Below are 17,371 nucleotides of genomic sequence, written 5' to 3' on the forward strand. Positions count from 1 at the left end.
CGCACGCCAATCCTATCGCCCCCAACACCCTCACGCAACTTTGCGGCACCAACTGCGACGACAACCGAACTGCCCGCAACAAGATGCCACGCAGCCGTCAGGCTGCTCGCGACTCAGGACTCGCGTCCGGTAATCAACCGCGGCGGCACGTGCGTGACACTGTTGAGCGATCCCAATTGCCAAACGCCTTCACTCGATCCACGAAGCATGGTCACCGACGTGTTCGCAATGGCGCCGACCGAATCCATGCAAAGAATGTCCTTCAAAAGGACGCGAAGCAACTCACGTTTGAAGTCAGCATGGATGACCAACGCAACACTCAGACGGGTTCCGCCGAACGTCTCGACCAAACGCTCGGCAACCTGGGTCGCGCGGAGTTTCGTCTCATCCGATTCTTCGCGTGGACGACACGCCCACCATCCCGCGTCACCGATCTCATCGTCAATCGTCAACGAAAACCGATCGTCCAGCCCATCTTCACCGGCCGAAGTATCGCCTGAGATCGACGCAGGATCCTGCGTTCCCACGCTCACGCCCGCGAGGGCCGGTTGCGGTTGAAAGAAGCGTTCGATTTGCCGGCGGTTCATGCCTTCGGCACCGACGAAACTCTTGACGTCGTGGCCGTGGTAGCAACCGCCATTTTCAAACACGTCATGCCAAACCTGCACCGGGCACGCTCGGCGTTTCAGGATCGGATAAGAGGTCTCGAGAGTACGACGGAACGGACTCGTCACCAGAACGTCCAGCGGCAACGAGTGCATCCAAGTCGCTAAGTGATCCGCCTGCAACCGACCACGCGGGGTGATCGGTGGATCGCAAACCCGTTCATAGACAGGTTTCGCGTTGTTGGCACTTTCGGCGTGCCGAATCAGCAGCAGCTCAAACGACTCTCCGGGGTTCACGCGTTGCGTCCCTTGCGACGTCGCTCAGATTCCTTCAACGCCATCTTACGCAAACGAATCGATTCCGGCGTGACTTCGACCAACTCATCGTCTTCGATGTACTCGAGTGCTGTTTCGAGCGACATGTCGCGTGGTGGCTTGAGAATGACGTTCTCGTCACTACCACTCGCACGCATGTTGGTCAGCTTTTTCTCACGCGACGGGTTCACGACCATGTCGCCTTCGCGAGCGTTTTCGCCGACGATCATGCCTTCGTAAACTTCCACGCCCGCAGGCACAAACAGATCACTGCGGTCCTGCAACGCGTACAGTGCAAACGGCATGGTCTTACCGCCCGTCATCGAAACCAACACACCGTTGGCACGACGCGGCACATCGCCTTCGACAACACGGTAGCTTTCGAACCGGTGGTGAATGATCGCGGTACCCTTGGTCGCGTTGAGCAAACGGGTACGCAGTCCAATCAAGCCACGCGAAGGAACGCTGAATTTCAACAGGCTGTAATCGCCGCGTTGCTTCATTTCTTCGAGTTGCCCACGACGCAATCCGACGAGTTCCATAACAGGCCCCATCACATCAGTCGGCACTTCCACGCGAAGCGTTTCGAATGGTTCGTGCTTCTTGCCGTCGATCATTTTGAAAACAACGTGCGGCTTCGCAACGCTCAGTTCAAAACCTTCGCGACGCATCGTTTCGATCAAAATCGCCAAGTGCAAAACTCCGCGGCCTGCGACTCCATAAGCCTCCGTTCCTTCGATCATCCGAACGCGAAGAGCAACGTTCCGCTCCAGCTCTTTTTCGAGACGCGCTTTGATTTGGCGCGTGGTCACGTACTTACCTTCACGACCGGCCATTGGCGATGAGTTCACACTGAACACCATCTCGAGAGTCGGCTCGTCCACGGTCAGACGAGGCAACGGGTTATCCGCACCGGTTGCCGTCAACGTGTCACCAATCTCAACATCATCGAGACCTTCGATCGCGACCAAGTCACCGGCGGATGCCGTTTCCGCCGCAACGCGTCCGAGATTATCGAACAAGTAAAGACCGGACGGTTTGACTTTGCGTTTGGTCGGCTGGCCGTCCGCACCGAGGCAGTGCAAGTCGAACGATTGCCCTGTCGAGATCGTCCCCGCGTTGATACGCCCCACGGCAATTCGGCCCACGTATTCGCTCCAGTCGAGCGTCGTGACCATCATTTGAAAGTCCGAATCCGGATCAATCGTCGGCCCAGGAATGTGATCGACCAACAGATCCAACAACGGCAACATGTTTTCCGTACGGACTTCGTGATCGGTCGTCGCGAATCCTTCCTTCGCACTGGTGTAGACAAATCCGATGTCATCGAGCTGTTCTTCGCCACCGAGATCCGCGAGCAGTTCGAGTGCTTCGTCGAGAGCCTCGTGAGGTCGACCGTCGGGACGATCCACCTTGTTCACAACCACAATCGGCTTGCACCCCGCTTGCAGGGCCTTTTCCAAAACGAAGCGGGTTTGGGGCATCGGGCCTTCCGCCGCGTCGACCAACACCAAACAACCGTCCGCCATCTTCACCACCCGCTCGACTTCGCCACCGAAGTCCGCGTGACCGGGCGTGTCGATCAAATTAATTTTGACGCCGCGATAAGGAATCGCGATGTTCTTCGCGAGAATCGTGATCCCGCGTTCTCGCTCGAGATCGTTCGAATCGAGAATCCGCTCTCCCTGCAATTCCGTGTCCCGGAACTGCCCGCTCTGACGCAGCAGGCAATCGACCAACGTCGTTTTACCATGGTCGACGTGGGCAATGATCACCACGTTGCGAATGTCTTCGCGGGTGGACGACGGTGTGGTGGAGGTGTCTTGGTTCAATGTGGACGCGGGAGACAAGGGAGGAACTTTCGATCTAAACTGACGTTGGCGGGCGAAAACAGATAGCATGGTCAGTTCGGCATCGCTATCTCGATGGACGTTCGCCTAGTTCTAGTTTGTGCGGCGATCTGTCACTAGGCGAATTGGCACGAATGTTGCCCATCCCCGCCGTAACCGCCCCTAAAACCCAATGCTCGCCCTTTCGCAAATTACACCATGCTCGTTGCCATCACCGGCGGCACCGGATTCGTCGGTCGCCACGTCATCTCACACCTGACCGACGCCGGGCACACCGTCCGAGCCTGGTACCGAAGCCACGCCCCAAAGCCGAAATCCCGCGTCGAGTGGATCCGCGGCAGCCTCAACGACTCCGCCGCCACACGCAGCCTTGTAGAGGGGTGCGACGCCGTGGTTCACTCCGCCGTCGCACGCCAAGGTCAGAGCTTCATGACCGAACCGGACGACCCGATCGCCTACTTCGAGACCAACGTCGTCAGCTCGCTGCGATTGATCACCGAAGCCGAGACCGCAGGAGTTCAGCGGTTCGTGTCGATCTCGTCGGGGACCGTTCACCAGAAGGTCGCCGATGACCTGCCTCTGGATGAACGACACCCGCTGTGGCCGACCACCATGTACGGCGCCAGCAAAGCGTCCGTCGAAACGCTCGTCCATGCCTACGGATTATCCGATCGCCTCAATATCGCCACCCTCCGCCCCGTTTCCATCGTGGGCGTCGACGATCCGATCGAAAACTCCAAGTGGTACGAACTCGTTCGTGCGATCAAATCCGGTGAGTCCGTCGACATCAGTGGCGGCGGGAAAGTCGTTCCCGTGAACGATCTCGCCCGAGCCGTCCTGTGCCTGCTCAACACCGACCAACCCATCGCCGGGCAAACCTACAACTGCTCGGCCGGTTTCTACAGCCACCACCGAATCGCAACGATGGTCCGCGAACTCACGGGCAGCGATTCAAAATGGATCGGCGACGAAAAAACGTCCGCCCGCGAACTCCACACCGACAAGATCGAAGAACTCGGAATGCGTTTCAGCGACGAATCTGAAATCCGACGCATCATCGAGACGTTGGTGCGGGTAACAGGACATAAGCTAGAAGCTAGAAGCTAGAAGCTAGAAGCTAGAAGCTAGAAGCTAGAAGCTAACAGCTAACAGCTAACAGCTAACAGCTAACAGCTAACAGCTACTTCCTTCCAAAGTCGGCGGGGATCTCGCCCCAGACTTTTGTTTCCCATTTCAAAATGGGGTTTCGAACCTCGTGCTCGGCCAACCATTTCTCTGCACGGCGTACCAAGTTGAATAGTTTTTGGTTCTCCGCCGACGCGGGCAACTTCGTCCGGCAAACACCTTTCTCAACCCACGTCCGTCCGATTCGCGAATCGGAATAAATCGGCGTGTCGTATTGCCCTGCGTGATCGAGCAGAGCCAACGCGTGAACGATCGCGAGAAACTCGCCGATGTTCACCGTGCCCTCGGGGTAAGGCCCCATGTGAAACAAGTTGATACCGGATTCGATCTCGACGCCCTGGTATTCCAATTCACCGGGATTGCCCTTACACGCTGCGTCGACCGCCCACGCGGACATGTCGACGCCTAACCCCGCGAGGTCATCCGGGTCAACCGTTGGCGTGGGTTTCTTCTTCTTCGAATCCCCACCTTTGCCCCAGTACGCATCAGGCCCTTCCGCGTACGCCGACTCCGCCGCCGCTCGCGTAGGAAACGACTTGTACTTCGCATCCGAAAAGCCCGAAATTTCCTTCTGGCATTGCGCCCATGTCGAATACACGCCCGGATGAAACCCTTGCCAAACGACATAAGACTTTGGCTTTTTCGCCGCCATACTAACTCTTTCGGATGCCAATCAAAACCAAACAAACCTCCGGTGCACCCACTGGCACTCGTTCTACCGTAGTCGCTTAACCGAACTACCTACCCGGCAACCCGCAACCTGTCAGCTGCAACGTCACCTCACCGTCCCGGTCGCAACACACTCCGCGGTTTTCTCGCCCGGCAAGTCAGTAACAATTTCGATCTTTTGTGCGATCCGATCAGGCTCATCCCCAGCCGCAAACTTCAACTGAACGAAGTGAAGCTTCTTCTTGCCCTCGGGGATTTCAAACGTGAAACGCTTGTCGATGCAGCGAACATCCGTGATCGAAAACGGCTCGTCGGCTCGCACCAACAATCGCTTGCCAACCGATCCACCGATCTCCGACGTCCCTAGACTCACCGCTGCGGGTGAAACGCTGAGAGTGGGACGAACATGCCCCGCGACGGCCATTTCAATCGTCGGGAACTGAGTGTCATTGCTGATCAACGTCAACCTTTCGCGGATGTCGCCCTCGCTCATCGTTTCCTTCATCCGAACCTGCATCTCGTACTCAACCAAACCTGGTTGCACACGTGGCGGGCTCAACTTCACTGCCAAATCGCTGCAGTGACTGCGGACGTCCTGGATGCGCCATCCTGGGTTACCACGGTGAGAAATTTTGATCGTCCGGTCCTTGATCTCGCCCGGTTTGGACTGACCAAAATCGATCTCCGCCGGTTCGAACGTCACGTCCGTGCGAATGAAACCGCTGACCTGCAACTGCACTTCGGCGTAGTAAGGCTGGTCAAACACGACCGTGATCGTGGCCGCCTTTTGGCCGATGAAAGTGCTCGTGTTCAACGTCGCGACGATCGACGCCGTCTCATGCGTGGCGAGAGTATCCTTGCTGACCGAAGGCGTCGTGCATCCGCAACTGCTGCGGACAGCGGCAACGTGGACGTCTTCTTCGTACAGGTTTCGGAAATCAAAATAATGCTCCGCCGTCGCCCCACGTCCCACGACTCGGAAGTCATGCTTCGTTTCAGTAAACATCCGCTGAGCCCAGTTTTCTTCCGCGATCGCGTCGACGGGCATCGTGAGCACGGAAACCGTACCGACCAAGAACGTAAAAATCAAACTACGGACGATGCGGATTGGGGGCATTGCTGATTTCATTGGATTGAACTTCCGTCGTTCCTGTCTATTGAAATATTGGAGGGTCAGCTGGACATCTCACAGCTGACGGTCACTCAGCGGAATTCCCCCTGAGTCGTTCCTGCATATTCGGGCCGAAGCAGATCAGCGGACTTCCTTTTGTACCTTGTCGGCTAATGATGCGAAATTTTCCAATATTTCCGCCAATCGTTCCATGGGTAATCCGACAACGTTGCTTTCACTATCGTTTTCGACGATTTCGATCCAGTCATTGTCGTCCTGGTACCCGAATCCGCCGGCCTTTCCCTGCCACTTACCTCCGTCGAGGTATGCGGTGATCGCGTCTTCGTCGAGCTCCGACATTTGCAAACGCGATCGCACGACGTCCAAATAGCACTGATTCGTGCCCGTCGACCACAAACAAACGCCCGTATACACGTCGTGTTTCTGCCCCGACAGCAGCCGCAACATCGCCTCCGCATCGGCCCGGTCTTTCGGTTTGCCGAGTATCTTTGCGCCGCATGAGGCCAACGTATCGGCCGCAATGATGAACGAACGCTTGCGACGACGTACCACATCGACGGCCTTTTGAAACGCCAACCGAGCCACCATCTCCTGCGCGGTCTCTTTGTAGTCGACTCCACATTCCGCCGAATCCGCCGCCGGACAAACCTCGAAATCGTACCCGGCCGCACGCATCAATTCCGCTCGGCGGGGCGACCCACTGGCCAACACCAACGGTTCTCCCGTCGGGACTTTCGCTCGCGGCAAACCTTTCATCAAAGGCAACGTGTTACTCATTCGACCGGATTCTCCCCGACTGTTTTAGTAATACTCGTGTCGACGTGCTCGCTCGGCGGAATCGATTCCGCGACCGCTCCGCGTTTGGCAAACACAATCGCCAACACGCCCAAGATCAACAGCGTGACCCCCAACACCCGAAGCGGCGTCGCTGGGACACGCGGGTTGCCCAACCATCCGTAATGGTCGAGCAACATTGCCAACAGAGTTTGCCCCGTCATCACCGCCGCAAACCACGGCAACGATCCGACACGCGGAACCAGCACCAAGGAACTGGTGACCAAGACGACACCGATCGCGCCACCGATCCACGCCCAAAACGGCAACTGCGTCGGCGACACACTCATCCGCGGAGGCAAAATCCCGCACACGAGCGAGATGACCAGCACGATCACAAACCCGGAACCGAACGAGTACAACGACGCATGCAGCGGGTGATGCATGTACCGACCCAGCATCCCGTTGGCACTCGGCTGGATTGCCAATATCCCACCGGCAAACAAACCGATCACCACCGCCAGCGTCATCCACCCCGTTTCGCCCGCCGGTGAGGGACTCAACCTAGCACTCTTCTGCGAACGCGTGCTGGCGAGCGGCCGCCGATTTAAATCCGTCGGCGTCGGACGTTTTGCCCGTTCCGCGATCCGCCGCCGTAGGCATCTGAGGCCCCGGGACCTCGGGTCCGGTGTGACTGATCTCGTTCTTCTCGTTCACAAAGATCAGCTTCGGTTGGTGCGACTTCGTTTCCGATTCCGGAATCATCGCATACGCCGCCAAGATCACATGATCGCCCGGGCGAATCAAATGCGCCGCGGCGCCGTTGGCGCAAATATCACTCGAGCCCGGCAAGCCCTCGATCGCATAGGTTTCCAACCGCGAACCACGTGTCACGTTCCAAACGTGCAACGACTCATAAGCAACAATCCCGGCCGCCTCCAGCAATTCCGGAGGCACCGTCAGACTACCTTCATAGTTGACGTCGGCGGCGGTCACGGTCGCGCGATGAATCTTCGCGGCGAGCAGTTTGCGATAACGATGGGGAGCGTCCAAGGTCGCTAGCTCGTTAGAAAAGGTTTCAGTTTTTCGATCGTTCCCTCGTTGCCGATCTCCAATTTACCAAATCCGTACGTCGCACCCTCAGCCACAGCGGCCTGTTGGTGCTCGTCGTAATTGGTGACCAACATCACGGGAACATTACCGATCTCAGGATCCGATTTAATCTTCTTGATGATCTCCAATCCGTCACTGTAATCACGGTCCAACTTGCGATTGACCGTCACCAAATCGACTTTGCGTTTACGGAGCAACTCAACGGTGTCATCGGCGCCATGCGTCTGCAACACCGTGGCTTCAAAATTTGACGTCACCATTTGGCGAATCGAATTGAAGTCAGGACCGCAATTTCCGCAATCAACTAGCGTTTTTACCATTGGGAGGGACGTGATGTGGGGGCGAAGGAGGGAGCATCTAAAGATTAAGAGAGACCAATCGGTCTCAAATGGCCGATCGTTCCCAACCGCCTCATGCGACAGACCGCTCGGCCAGTCCCGCATTCTCCGCGAAACGAGCCCGTGATTCCAATCGGAACACCGGGGCAACTCATCATACGCGGGCGGGAAAGCCATGGGTCGGGTGGGGAACATCAACAGGTTTAACCGGGAATCCGCGAATCGGCAAGGTGCACGGATCTCGCCAGCCCGCCCCGTCGGGCTTTTGCCTCGCACAACCGCAAATCCCCGCCCACTGCACCCCGTTTTCGGCCCGCTTTCGCCCCCCTACCAGCCTTCCGCCCACGCGGCGCTTCACTTTTCACTCGCGCTTCCTATCTCGCCCAACACGCCTTCCGCCACCCTCTCGCACCGCAAAAGCACCTCGCGAAAGCGTGAACGCTTTCAATAATCGCGCCACATCAACTCACGCCTCGTATCAAAACCGCGTTACCGGATCGGATCACCAATCGCCAGAAACACGATCCTCCCGTCCGGATTCGCCATGAACTCGATTCCGTCATAACGAAGCCAGACCGCCCCGTCCAACGAAGGCCCTCCGTAGCTCAGCGGTTTCTCAAACTCTCTCACCGCCCTCGCCTGGGCGGGCACGCCGAACTGCTCGAGCAAGTACCCCACGTCGACCAAATAGGAAAACGTGAAGCACGCGTTCCATCGCACCTTTCTGCCCGACAACTCGAATTCGTGGCCCGATTTTGCCTCCCCGATCGCTTTGGCAATCGGCAAAACCGGCGACGCAATCTCCTCCCCGCGAGGCAACTCCTCGGGAAGACTCTCGAGATGCCGAACGATCTCGCGGGCAGAACGATCGCCGCCGGCAGTTTCACCCGCACCGTATCGATTGCGATTCGCATCCACCCACGCGGCCGTTAACTCACGTCGTCCATCAACCCACCTCGCCGACACCGGGTACCCCAAACTCAATCGCTCGCCGTCGCAACGCACGAACAGATCACGAACCGGATGCCCATCCAATCGCGGCGGCGACTTAACAAACCCGCCCAACTTCAGATAACCGTCCGATGGTTCAACCGTCGATTCGCGATGGTGCGGTTCCGCCTCGTCGTAGCGAATCACCAATTCATCATCAGGCCGGAATCCGCTTCGTTCGTCCTGGCGATCCGTCCACGAATATTTTCCCGTCCACGACGTCCCCGTCGCGTTCACCAACACGCACGTTCCGATCTCACTCAGCGAAACCCCAAACGTTGGCTTCGTCGCGCCGGCCTCGTTGACTATGCCGGCCTGTTCCACCGTGCTGGCCTGTTCCACCGCACCAACATCGTTCACCACACCGACCCAATTCCCCACAACGCTTTGCCGCGGCAACGGCATCCGTTTGTACGCCGAATAACCAACCGGCAATCCGATCACACACGCAATCACAACCATCACCACGACCAACTTCACCGCAACACGAGGTCGAACGAGTTGTCCGATCCGCTCGTGCACCGAATCTCTCAACCGCGAAAAAACACCAACGCGTCGTCGGCGTTCGACGTCTCTCGCTAACTCCTTCTCTTGCGCCGGAGCACGCATGGCTCCAAACCCAAAAGCCTCATTCCTGCGGTCCAACCCTACCGACTCACCTGAGGACTTCACCGACGACTCAGCCGCGCCCGAGCCATCATCGATCGCCGCCCCACTCCCCGCGGCGACCGCTTCGTTCGCGATTACGTCGGGAGCCGAACTCGACCTCGATTTTGTCGACGACTTCACTGCTACGCGATTCGCCGAATCCGCCAACGGCGCCGCGGTCGCTCCTTTGGCCTGAATCTGTTTGGCCCTCTCGATCGGGCTGATCAACGACTTCAGCCGCTCCCGCCGCTCCGATAAATCCTTCGGAACGAGCGTCCGCAGCACCAGCTTTCCGCCTTCGTCGATCCGCACCAAATCGCCCCGCAGACACGCCGGTAAGATCCCTGTCCCGGTGATGGGAATCCACGGACGCGACGGGTCGCTCTGCAATTCCGTGCCCGGCGGCAACATTCCCTGACAGGCAAAGCCGATCAATTCGCGTAATTTGAACGGTCCCATGAACGCGCCCGGCATTCCGCGCGTCTGATACGTTGGAACCCGTGATCCCGCCGGATGCGGCAACGCATTGCCTTTGTCGCAAAACAAACCCGCACCCGCCGCCGCAACCCACGGCCCTTCGCTGCCATGACTCAGCAGCGTGCCCGGACGAACAATCCCCGCCAATGTCGCCTCGCGAACTTCGATCCCCGTAAATGGGCCGGCCACCGCGAGATCCGTTTTGATGTAAAACGATGTCATGGCAACGATCATATCCTTCATTCGCCATGCTTGTCTAATTATTTATCTTCCGCTCGAAACGCATCCCATGATCGAACAACCCAATCATGTCTCTGCGAAACGATTCGCATTCACGCTCGTCGAAGTGCTCGTCGCGATCGCGATCATCTCGATCTTGATCGGATTGCTCCTGCCGGCGGTTCAAGCCTCACGTGAATCGGCACGGCAAACCCAGTGCATCAACAACCTCAAACAAGTCGGCCTGGCGATCCAAAACTTCGAGAGCCAAACCAAAGAACTCCCGCCGAGCCGCAACTACGATCACTTCCAAAGCTGGGCGTTCCTCATCCTTCCGCACATGGAACAAACCGCACTCCCCGAAGCCTGGGACGATCGGTTGAAATACTACTACCAAACCGACACCGCACGCCAAACACCGATCCCGATGTACTTCTGCCCGTCACGCCGCGACGGCAAAATCCTCAGCACGCAGAACGACGACATTCTTTCACCGTTCGAAGTCAGCGGGCATGTTCCCGGTGTCGTGAGCGATTACGCATGCTCGGCCGGTCACGGCCCCGCCGGCGTTTGGAACTGGATCACGTCCAACGGCGCGATGATCATGGGACGCGGCGAAACCGAACCGCCGACCGTTCCCACCGGTTGGTACGCACCACCGCTCGCCGAACTGGTGCAGTGGAGCAGCCGGACCAACTACGCGAGCCTCAGCGACGGAGCCAGCCACACGATATTGGTCGGTGAAAAACACGTCCGTCCCTCACGCATCGGAATCGCACCCGAAGACGGAGCGATCTACAACGGAGATCACCCCGGCAACTTCTCTCGGTGCGGCGGCCCCGGTTACCCGCTCGCACGATTCCCAACCGATGCCTACCAAACCAACTTCGGCTCCTACCACACCGGCGGAGTCAACTTCGTCTTCGCCGACGGCAGCGTCCGAACCTTCGATCCGTCGATCTCCACCGAACTGCTAGGCCGACTTACCGCGCGCAACGACGGCAAATTCGCCGAAGACAATTAGGTGGAGGGGATTAGGCAAACAGCAAACAGCAAACAGGCAACAGGCAACAGGCAACAGGCAACAGGCAACAGGCTAATGGCTAACAGCTAACAGCTAACAGCTAACAGCTTCTCTTCCAATAAATCACACGCACATCGTCTTCGAACCGAGTCACGTCTTCGATCGCGAACGCACTCGCATCATGAAGTCGCCGAAAGCCGGGATCACCGACCGGTCCCGGTGCCTCACGACCGCCGATCACCTTCGCCCCGATGTAAACGTGACACTCATCAATCAGATCGCCCGCGGCAAAGCTCCCTAACAACTCGCCACCACCTTCGACCATCAAATTCGTCATCGGGCGACCACTCGGGTTGTCCGAACTACCAAAGCGCCGCAACGCCTCGTCGACCATGCCCGCTGCGTCATGCGAATCAACGCGAATGATGTCGACCTCATGGTCCGCCAACCGAGCCAACGCACCATCCGATAATTCAGGCCCCGCTACCAACCAAACAGGAGTCTCCGACGCCGTCTGAACCAACCGGCTACTCACCTCGGGAACACGCGACCGTGCAAACACGATCCGCGCCGGCGTCCGTGGACCGCCACCCCTCGCAGTCAACATCGGATCATCCGCGATCACGGTCCCCATTCCGACCGCGATCCCCTCGACGCGGCCTCGCAATTCATGCACGCCCGCGCGAGACGCCCCGCCCGTGATCCATTGGCTCTCGCCCGACGAAGTCGCAATCCGCCCGTCCATGCTCATCGCCCACTTCGCAATCACCCACGGCCGGCCCGTACGCACGCGTTTCAAGTACGCCGCCAATTGCTTCGTCGCCGCATCGGCCTGCACCCCCGTCGACACGCTGATCCCCGCCGCACGCAATCGCTCGACGCCGCCCCCGTCCACCTGATCAAACGGGTCCACGACCGCGACAACCACCCGTGATATCTCGGCCGCGATCAACGCGTCCGCACACGGCGGAGTCTTGCCGTGGTGACAACACGGTTCCAACGTCACGTATGCCGTCGCACCGCAGGGCGACTCACCGCGCCGCTGGCAATCCGCCAACGCGTTGACTTCCGCATGCGCCTCACCGTACCGCTCATGAAATCCACGCCCGATCGCACGCCCATCACGCACGATCACACAACCCACCATCGGATTCGGCTCAACGCTCCCGAGCCCACCCCACGCCAAATCGATCGCCTCAGCAACCCAACGCTCATCCCCCGACCGCACGTCGTCCATCATCACTCACCCAGTTCGCATTCCAGCCCCAAGCCCCAAACCATCCTACTGCCCAAACTATCCACTTCACCCTCCCACTGAGAGTGTCAAGCAAAGCGAAGCGTGAGCAACCTCCCACTCACCAAAAGTTACCGAAGCCCCACGCCTCTTCTACGCCGAAGGCGTTTCAGAAATTAGCCGGCAGTCGAGCGAGGCGAACACTGCCGGATCCATGCAAACTAAAACACAATCGACCCCGAAGGTGGTCGCACCGCCAACACACTGGCTGCTGACACCACCATCGGGGTCGACGCAATTTACGTTTGACACGGCATCCGCAGGCGCGCCACGCGACCCACGGATTCTAGCCTCGAGATTCCAGCGTGCCCGCCGGCAATCAGTCCATCCCCGGAACCCACAGCTTACTCGGCGCCGCACCACCGCCGTCGCCCGCCGGAGCTGCCGCAGCCCCGCCGCCACCGTCCGGTGTCCACAAGCCGCCCGACTGTGATTGCCCCTGTCCCGCACCCTGTGGTGCCTGAACCGGCGATCCGTCCGGACGAATCAAGCCGAACTGAACCAGCAATTGCTGCAGCCGCCCCATCACTTCCGGATCGTTACCATGAGTCCGCGCGATCTGTTGCACACAATCCTGGAACTTCTCAGGCTCGCCGCGACGCAGACGCAGCGGCAACTCCGCCAACAACAACGACGCCGTCGAGAACTTATGAGCCTCGGCGTACTTCTTTGCCGCCTCCAAATTCTCGATCGCATCGTCACTCTTCGCTGCCGTTTGCATCAAGAACGAATACCCGAGCAACTTCGCTCCCGCCAATTCACCTTCCGATGGCAACTCCATCTCGGTCAATTGACGCGACGCACGGCGTCCAATCTTCGTCGCCGAAATCTGCTGAGCACGCTGGATCACGTAAATCAAATTCTCGACGTCCAACCCCGAAGGATCGATGCGGTTCAAGTCATACGCGGGAATGTTTTCGACATCTTCACCCTTCGGTTCAATCGCCTCAGGAGCCGGCCGGCCACCAATCTCACATAATCGCTCGACCAACGTCTCATCGCGCGAGATCAATCCGTCTTCGCCCTCGAGGTAACGCAACAACGCCGCTCGCGCCAACCATTTCGAATCATCGCCCGCCGCGTCCTTCAACGACTGATCGCCCAGCAACGGAACCGCCGTTTCCGACAATTTCTTGACCGCACGATCGACGAACAAATTCTGTTGCAACAAATCGAACTGCGACGGATCCGTGATCTTCAATCCGCCCGGTTGCGCCATCGCCACATAATTCAGAGGCAACCATCCCTCGCGTTCGGAATCGAAATGACGCCCCGGCAACGCCAACCCCAACAAATCGCGAGCAACCTGCTCGTCCTGAGCCGTCACGCCGACAACCTCAACGCGTGCCGCACGGTCCGTTTCGCGTCCGAACACCGTGACCAACGCAATCGATTCCGGCACCATCGAAACGTCACTCGGGACACCTTCTTCCATCGGTGGCTCGCGGTCGAGCATTTGATAGGCCGCACGCGGTCCGATCTCTCTGTCGCCCTTGAGCTGTTGCAGAAACTCAGGCGGCAATTCCGCGAACCGTGAATGCGACGACAACGACATCATCGTCTCTTCGATCGACTCGACATCCGTGGTCAGCGTCCGCTTCTCGACCGAAATCGCATCCGAATCCGGACCGGCCACAAACGACGTTGCCAAGTAACGAGCACGATCGTCCGCGGACAAACTCTCGCATTCGGACAGTTTTTTCAATAACTCGATCTGCTTCTGGTAGTCGCCCCGCCAAACCGAACACGTCAGCAATCCCGACAAAACCGCGGGCTGCGACGGAGCGGTCCGTTGCAGAGAATCGAATTTATTTTCAGCCAACACAATCTTGTTGTTCGCCAACATCAGCGCCGCTTCGTCATACCTCTCGGCCCAATCAACGCCGTCCGGACGCGGAATCAATTCCGGCATGAACTTCGCGAGCAAATTGACCGCTGGGTCCCGGTTGATCTGCTGCAGCACATTGGCTGCCATGTTCGACCCTTCGTATCCCTCCGAAACAAACGCCAACGTCGCATAAATCCGCGCCGTCAGGAGAATACCGTTGCCCGCCAAGCCGTACGAAAGCAACGAGACGACGTCGAGAACGAAGGAGTCGACGTTCTGGCCGCTCTCCGTCAACGCCTCCAACATCAACTCAGTCGCCTTGCCCAAATCCTGCGCGAACATGGCCGCCGCAGCACTCTGGGTCAGAGCCAACGGGTTCGAAGGCTGCAGGCGCGTGAACCGCTCCGCATTCTCTTTCAACGAATCGTACTCACGCAGGTCCATCAACAACCGACCGCGAATCGCCAACGCCCAAGCCGCATCGGGATGCTGATCCAGGATCGACGCCAATCGATCGAGGGCCGGCACGAGCTGGCCGCCTTCAACCATCGTCAGAACCCGATCGAGTTCATGCACGGAGTCCTTGCACTTGCAGAATTTGATTTTTTTGCCACTGCCACACGGGCAGATCGCATAAGTGTCGATCGACATAGGGTCACTTTGGAGGGGACGTGAAATCAGTTGCCCCAGCAACTTACCATGCCCACGGCAGCCCCCCAAGCCATGCACCCCCAGCATTCCACGCCCCAAAACCAGCCACCGCCCAGGCCCACAGGCCCGACACAAAAACCACCCTCACCCGTAGCTGACCGAGGCCCCTCGGTCAGCCCCCAACACCATCGAGCCCAAACAGCCTCAGCCCGCTACAACCCAACTCCCACCCACCCCAAAACAACAAACCAGCCCCCACCGCCCAAGCCACCACCCAGGCCCGAAGGGCCCAAAAAATCCACCACCAAAGATCAAGATCAAGATCAAGATCAAGATCAAGATCAAGATCAAGATCAAGATCAAGATCAAGATCAAGATCAAGATCAAGATCAAGATCAAGATCAAGAATCAAACCCCAGCCAAACCCCAACACACCAATCCCCAATTTGCCCTCCCACAACCTCCAACCAACAACCACCCCCCACCCACCCCCAGGCCCAACGGGCCAGCACAGAAACCACCCTCACCCGTAGCTGACCGAGGCCCCTCGGTCAGCCCCCAACCCATCAAGCCCAAACAGCCTCAGCCCGCTACAACCCAACTCCCACCCCAAACAACAAACCAGCCCCCACCCCCCAAGCCACCGTCCAAGCCCAGCGGGCCGACACAACCAATGCAGGTGGTGCCCCACACCGCTCGCCAACGCGAAAAATCTACCCAGCCCCCCAAATTGCCGCACTCGAAAAACGCGTGCACCTGTGTCCATCGAAAGCAAAACGCTTGCACCGCACTCCAAGATCCGAGACAATCCCCCCTGTAGAATCAGCGGGGCACTCAGGAATCTCACGAACGTGAGAACAAGTCACCCAAGCGGACGAAGTCCGCCCACAACGGGTGAGAACAAGTTAACAAGCCAAGACTTGTTCTCACGACCATCCCCCCACAAACACCCCCAAACCACTCGTTCTCCCCCGGTCCGACTGGTGAAAAACAAGTTATCTGACAAATGACCGAGCCTCGGAAACTGCGTTTCGATATTTGATTGTGGCTCACCACTGCTCCTGCTAGCATTAAATCTGCTGTTGCCGTTTCCAGCTAGAATCCGTAAAGGTCGGTACGATTTTGATCAATTCCGCGCGAAAGAGATTTCCAATGCCAACCGCCTCTGACGTATCTCGGTTGCTGAAGCTCAACCTTGAAATGGCAGACTTTAGCAGCTTTGTGCCGTTCATCCGAAACGGATTCTCACGACAATGTTTCGACGAATTTCTTTCTGGTACGACAATCGCGAGCGCGATCACGCGGCTTTCGGCTTTCGACAACCTAGCGGAAGATGCGAAGGAGCTCTCACCAGAGGCTTCGGATTGCCTACTCCGTATCGCACGGGTTTATGCCGAGGCGCTCGAGCTATTTGGGGAGAAGGAAGACGTTGCGCAGTGGATGGTTACCAAGAGCCTTACGCTGGGTGATCAAACGCCGCTGGAACTCTTGGATACAACAGTTGGTTTTGAATTGGTATATCACGAGCTGAAACGACTTCAGTACGGGATTGCCGGTTGATGAATGTTTGGCGTACCTCGAAGACTAAGTACGCATCGACTGCATTCACAGGAATTGGTGCCACGAAAGTTGGTGGCCGCTTCAACAACATAGGTTCCCCGCCTGTTGTGTATACGGCATGTGACACGCTAGCGCTAGCACTGCTGGAAGTCTTAGTCCATTTGCACAATCGAATTGTTCCGCCTGATTTCAGTTACATCAGAGCGACCATTCCCGATGATGTGTCGCGCGAGTTTCTGCGAGCAGACCAGCTCCCGATCAACTGGCTGATGTGGCCCCACCCTGATTCAACTCGTGTGATTGGGGATGATTGGCTTGCAAGACAGTCGAGTTGTATTTTGTTGGTTCCATCGGCGGTAACACGTGTCGATTACAACTGCTTGATCAATCCACAACATCCAGACTTCGGTTTAATCGAGGTTGAGCCGCCCGTGCCGCTGGAGTTCGACCAACGTCTTCTGGACTCGAGCGCGTAAACTGCTTACACCACAGATAACCATGCCATGCACACGAAGGACGGCATGGGGCGTTTACAGATGGAAACCACAATGGCCGTCCTCGGTGATGGCGGTCGACTATGAAGTCCGTTGTTTGGCAAGTGGGTTTTGACTCTGTTTTGTCTTACTTCATTTTTTTTCCGCTGGTGGAGGTGAGGTGCCGTTCGCCGGAGGCGTTTTTCGGTCGCTCGCCCGTTAGTGG

16 protein-coding genes are annotated in these 17,371 nt (G+C 57.8%); 4 read left to right on the plus strand and 12 right to left on the minus strand.

Annotated elements, in window-relative coordinates; all coding sequences use genetic code 11:
• Positions 1-113: 113 nt before the first annotated feature.
• Entirely contained in the window at positions 114-902 is a 789-nt protein-coding gene (locus tag FHS27_RS16440; protein ID WP_184305978.1) for a histidine phosphatase family protein, read from the minus strand.
• Complete coding sequence (typA, locus tag FHS27_RS16445; RefSeq protein WP_184306011.1) at positions 899-2,752, minus strand: translational GTPase TypA; 1,854 nt, start codon at positions 2,750-2,752, stop codon at positions 899-901. The genes FHS27_RS16440 and typA overlap by 4 nt, the downstream gene beginning before the upstream one ends.
• A 216-nt stretch (positions 2,753-2,968) precedes the next feature.
• On the opposite strand from typA, the gene FHS27_RS16450 reads away from it, so the two are divergent.
• Positions 2,969-3,877 carry an NAD-dependent epimerase/dehydratase family protein gene (locus tag FHS27_RS16450; RefSeq protein ID WP_184305979.1) on the plus strand — a complete coding sequence of 303 codons (909 nt, stop codon included), beginning with the start codon at positions 2,969-2,971 and terminating at the stop codon, positions 3,875-3,877.
• 73 nt (positions 3,878-3,950) lie between these two features.
• Here FHS27_RS16450 and FHS27_RS16455 read toward each other — a convergent pair whose 3' ends face one another.
• The 7 genes from FHS27_RS16455 to FHS27_RS16485 all read right to left on the minus strand — a co-directional run bounded on the left by FHS27_RS16455 (position 3,951) and on the right by FHS27_RS16485 (position 10,318).
• On the minus strand, positions 3,951-4,607 hold the full coding sequence (locus tag FHS27_RS16455) for a ribonuclease H1 domain-containing protein (RefSeq protein WP_184305980.1): 657 nt from the start codon (positions 4,605-4,607) through the stop codon (positions 3,951-3,953).
• A gap of 123 nt (positions 4,608-4,730) precedes the next feature.
• Positions 4,731-5,753, minus strand: a complete 1,023-nt coding sequence (locus FHS27_RS16460) for a DUF1573 domain-containing protein (RefSeq protein WP_246419920.1) — start codon at positions 5,751-5,753, stop codon at positions 4,731-4,733.
• 123 nt (positions 5,754-5,876) lie between these two features.
• The gene (locus FHS27_RS16465) at positions 5,877-6,533 is read right to left on the minus strand and encodes a Maf family protein (protein WP_246419921.1); all 657 of its coding nucleotides are present in this window, start codon (positions 6,531-6,533) and stop codon (positions 5,877-5,879) included.
• A complete protein-coding gene (locus FHS27_RS16470) occupies positions 6,530-7,093 on the minus strand; it encodes a DMT family transporter (RefSeq protein WP_144059110.1) in 564 nt (187 codons plus the stop codon). Before FHS27_RS16470 ends, FHS27_RS16465 begins: the two co-directional genes overlap by 4 nt.
• A 1-nt stretch (position 7,094) precedes the next feature.
• Positions 7,095-7,583, minus strand: a complete 489-nt coding sequence (panD, locus tag FHS27_RS16475) for an aspartate 1-decarboxylase (protein ID WP_184305981.1) — start codon at positions 7,581-7,583, stop codon at positions 7,095-7,097.
• Between the two features lie 5 nt (positions 7,584-7,588).
• The gene (locus tag FHS27_RS16480) at positions 7,589-7,963 is read right to left on the minus strand and encodes a response regulator (RefSeq protein WP_184305982.1); all 375 of its coding nucleotides are present in this window, start codon (positions 7,961-7,963) and stop codon (positions 7,589-7,591) included.
• Positions 7,964-8,470: 507 nt separating this feature from the next.
• On the minus strand, positions 8,471-10,318 hold the full coding sequence (locus FHS27_RS16485) for a hypothetical protein (protein ID WP_246419922.1): 1,848 nt from the start codon (positions 10,316-10,318) through the stop codon (positions 8,471-8,473).
• Here FHS27_RS16485 and FHS27_RS16490 point away from each other — a divergent pair.
• On the plus strand, positions 10,317-11,339 hold the full coding sequence (locus FHS27_RS16490) for a DUF1559 domain-containing protein (RefSeq protein WP_246419924.1): 1,023 nt from the start codon (positions 10,317-10,319) through the stop codon (positions 11,337-11,339). The two genes, FHS27_RS16485 and FHS27_RS16490, sit on opposite strands and share 2 nt — an antisense overlap.
• 100 nt (positions 11,340-11,439) lie before the next feature.
• Here the strand turns inward: FHS27_RS16490 and ribD are convergent, their stop codons facing one another.
• The 3 genes from ribD to FHS27_RS16505 all read right to left on the minus strand — a co-directional run bounded on the left by ribD (position 11,440) and on the right by FHS27_RS16505 (position 15,557).
• Positions 11,440-12,579, minus strand: coding sequence for a bifunctional diaminohydroxyphosphoribosylaminopyrimidine deaminase/5-amino-6-(5-phosphoribosylamino)uracil reductase RibD (gene ribD, locus FHS27_RS16495; protein ID WP_184306015.1), 1,140 nt, complete (start codon positions 12,577-12,579; stop codon positions 11,440-11,442).
• A gap of 373 nt (positions 12,580-12,952) precedes the next feature.
• Positions 12,953-15,112: a protein-disulfide isomerase gene (locus tag FHS27_RS16500; RefSeq protein ID WP_184305984.1), complete on the minus strand. Its 2,160-nt coding sequence runs from the start codon at positions 15,110-15,112 to the stop codon at positions 12,953-12,955.
• A gap of 172 nt (positions 15,113-15,284) precedes the next feature.
• The gene (locus FHS27_RS16505) at positions 15,285-15,557 is read right to left on the minus strand and encodes a hypothetical protein (protein ID WP_184305985.1); all 273 of its coding nucleotides are present in this window, start codon (positions 15,555-15,557) and stop codon (positions 15,285-15,287) included.
• Between the two features lie 707 nt (positions 15,558-16,264).
• Here FHS27_RS16505 and FHS27_RS16510 point away from each other — a divergent pair.
• Positions 16,265-16,672, plus strand: coding sequence for an antitoxin Xre/MbcA/ParS toxin-binding domain-containing protein (locus FHS27_RS16510; RefSeq protein WP_184305986.1), 408 nt, complete (start codon positions 16,265-16,267; stop codon positions 16,670-16,672).
• Entirely contained in the window at positions 16,672-17,148 is a 477-nt protein-coding gene (locus FHS27_RS16515) for an RES family NAD+ phosphorylase (RefSeq protein ID WP_184305987.1), read from the plus strand. The genes FHS27_RS16510 and FHS27_RS16515 overlap by 1 nt, the downstream gene beginning before the upstream one ends.
• Positions 17,149-17,371 lie beyond the last annotated feature (223 nt).

The organism is Aporhodopirellula rubra, assembly GCF_014192335.1.
Taxonomy (GTDB): domain Bacteria; phylum Planctomycetota; class Planctomycetia; order Pirellulales; family Pirellulaceae; genus Rhodopirellula; species Rhodopirellula rubra.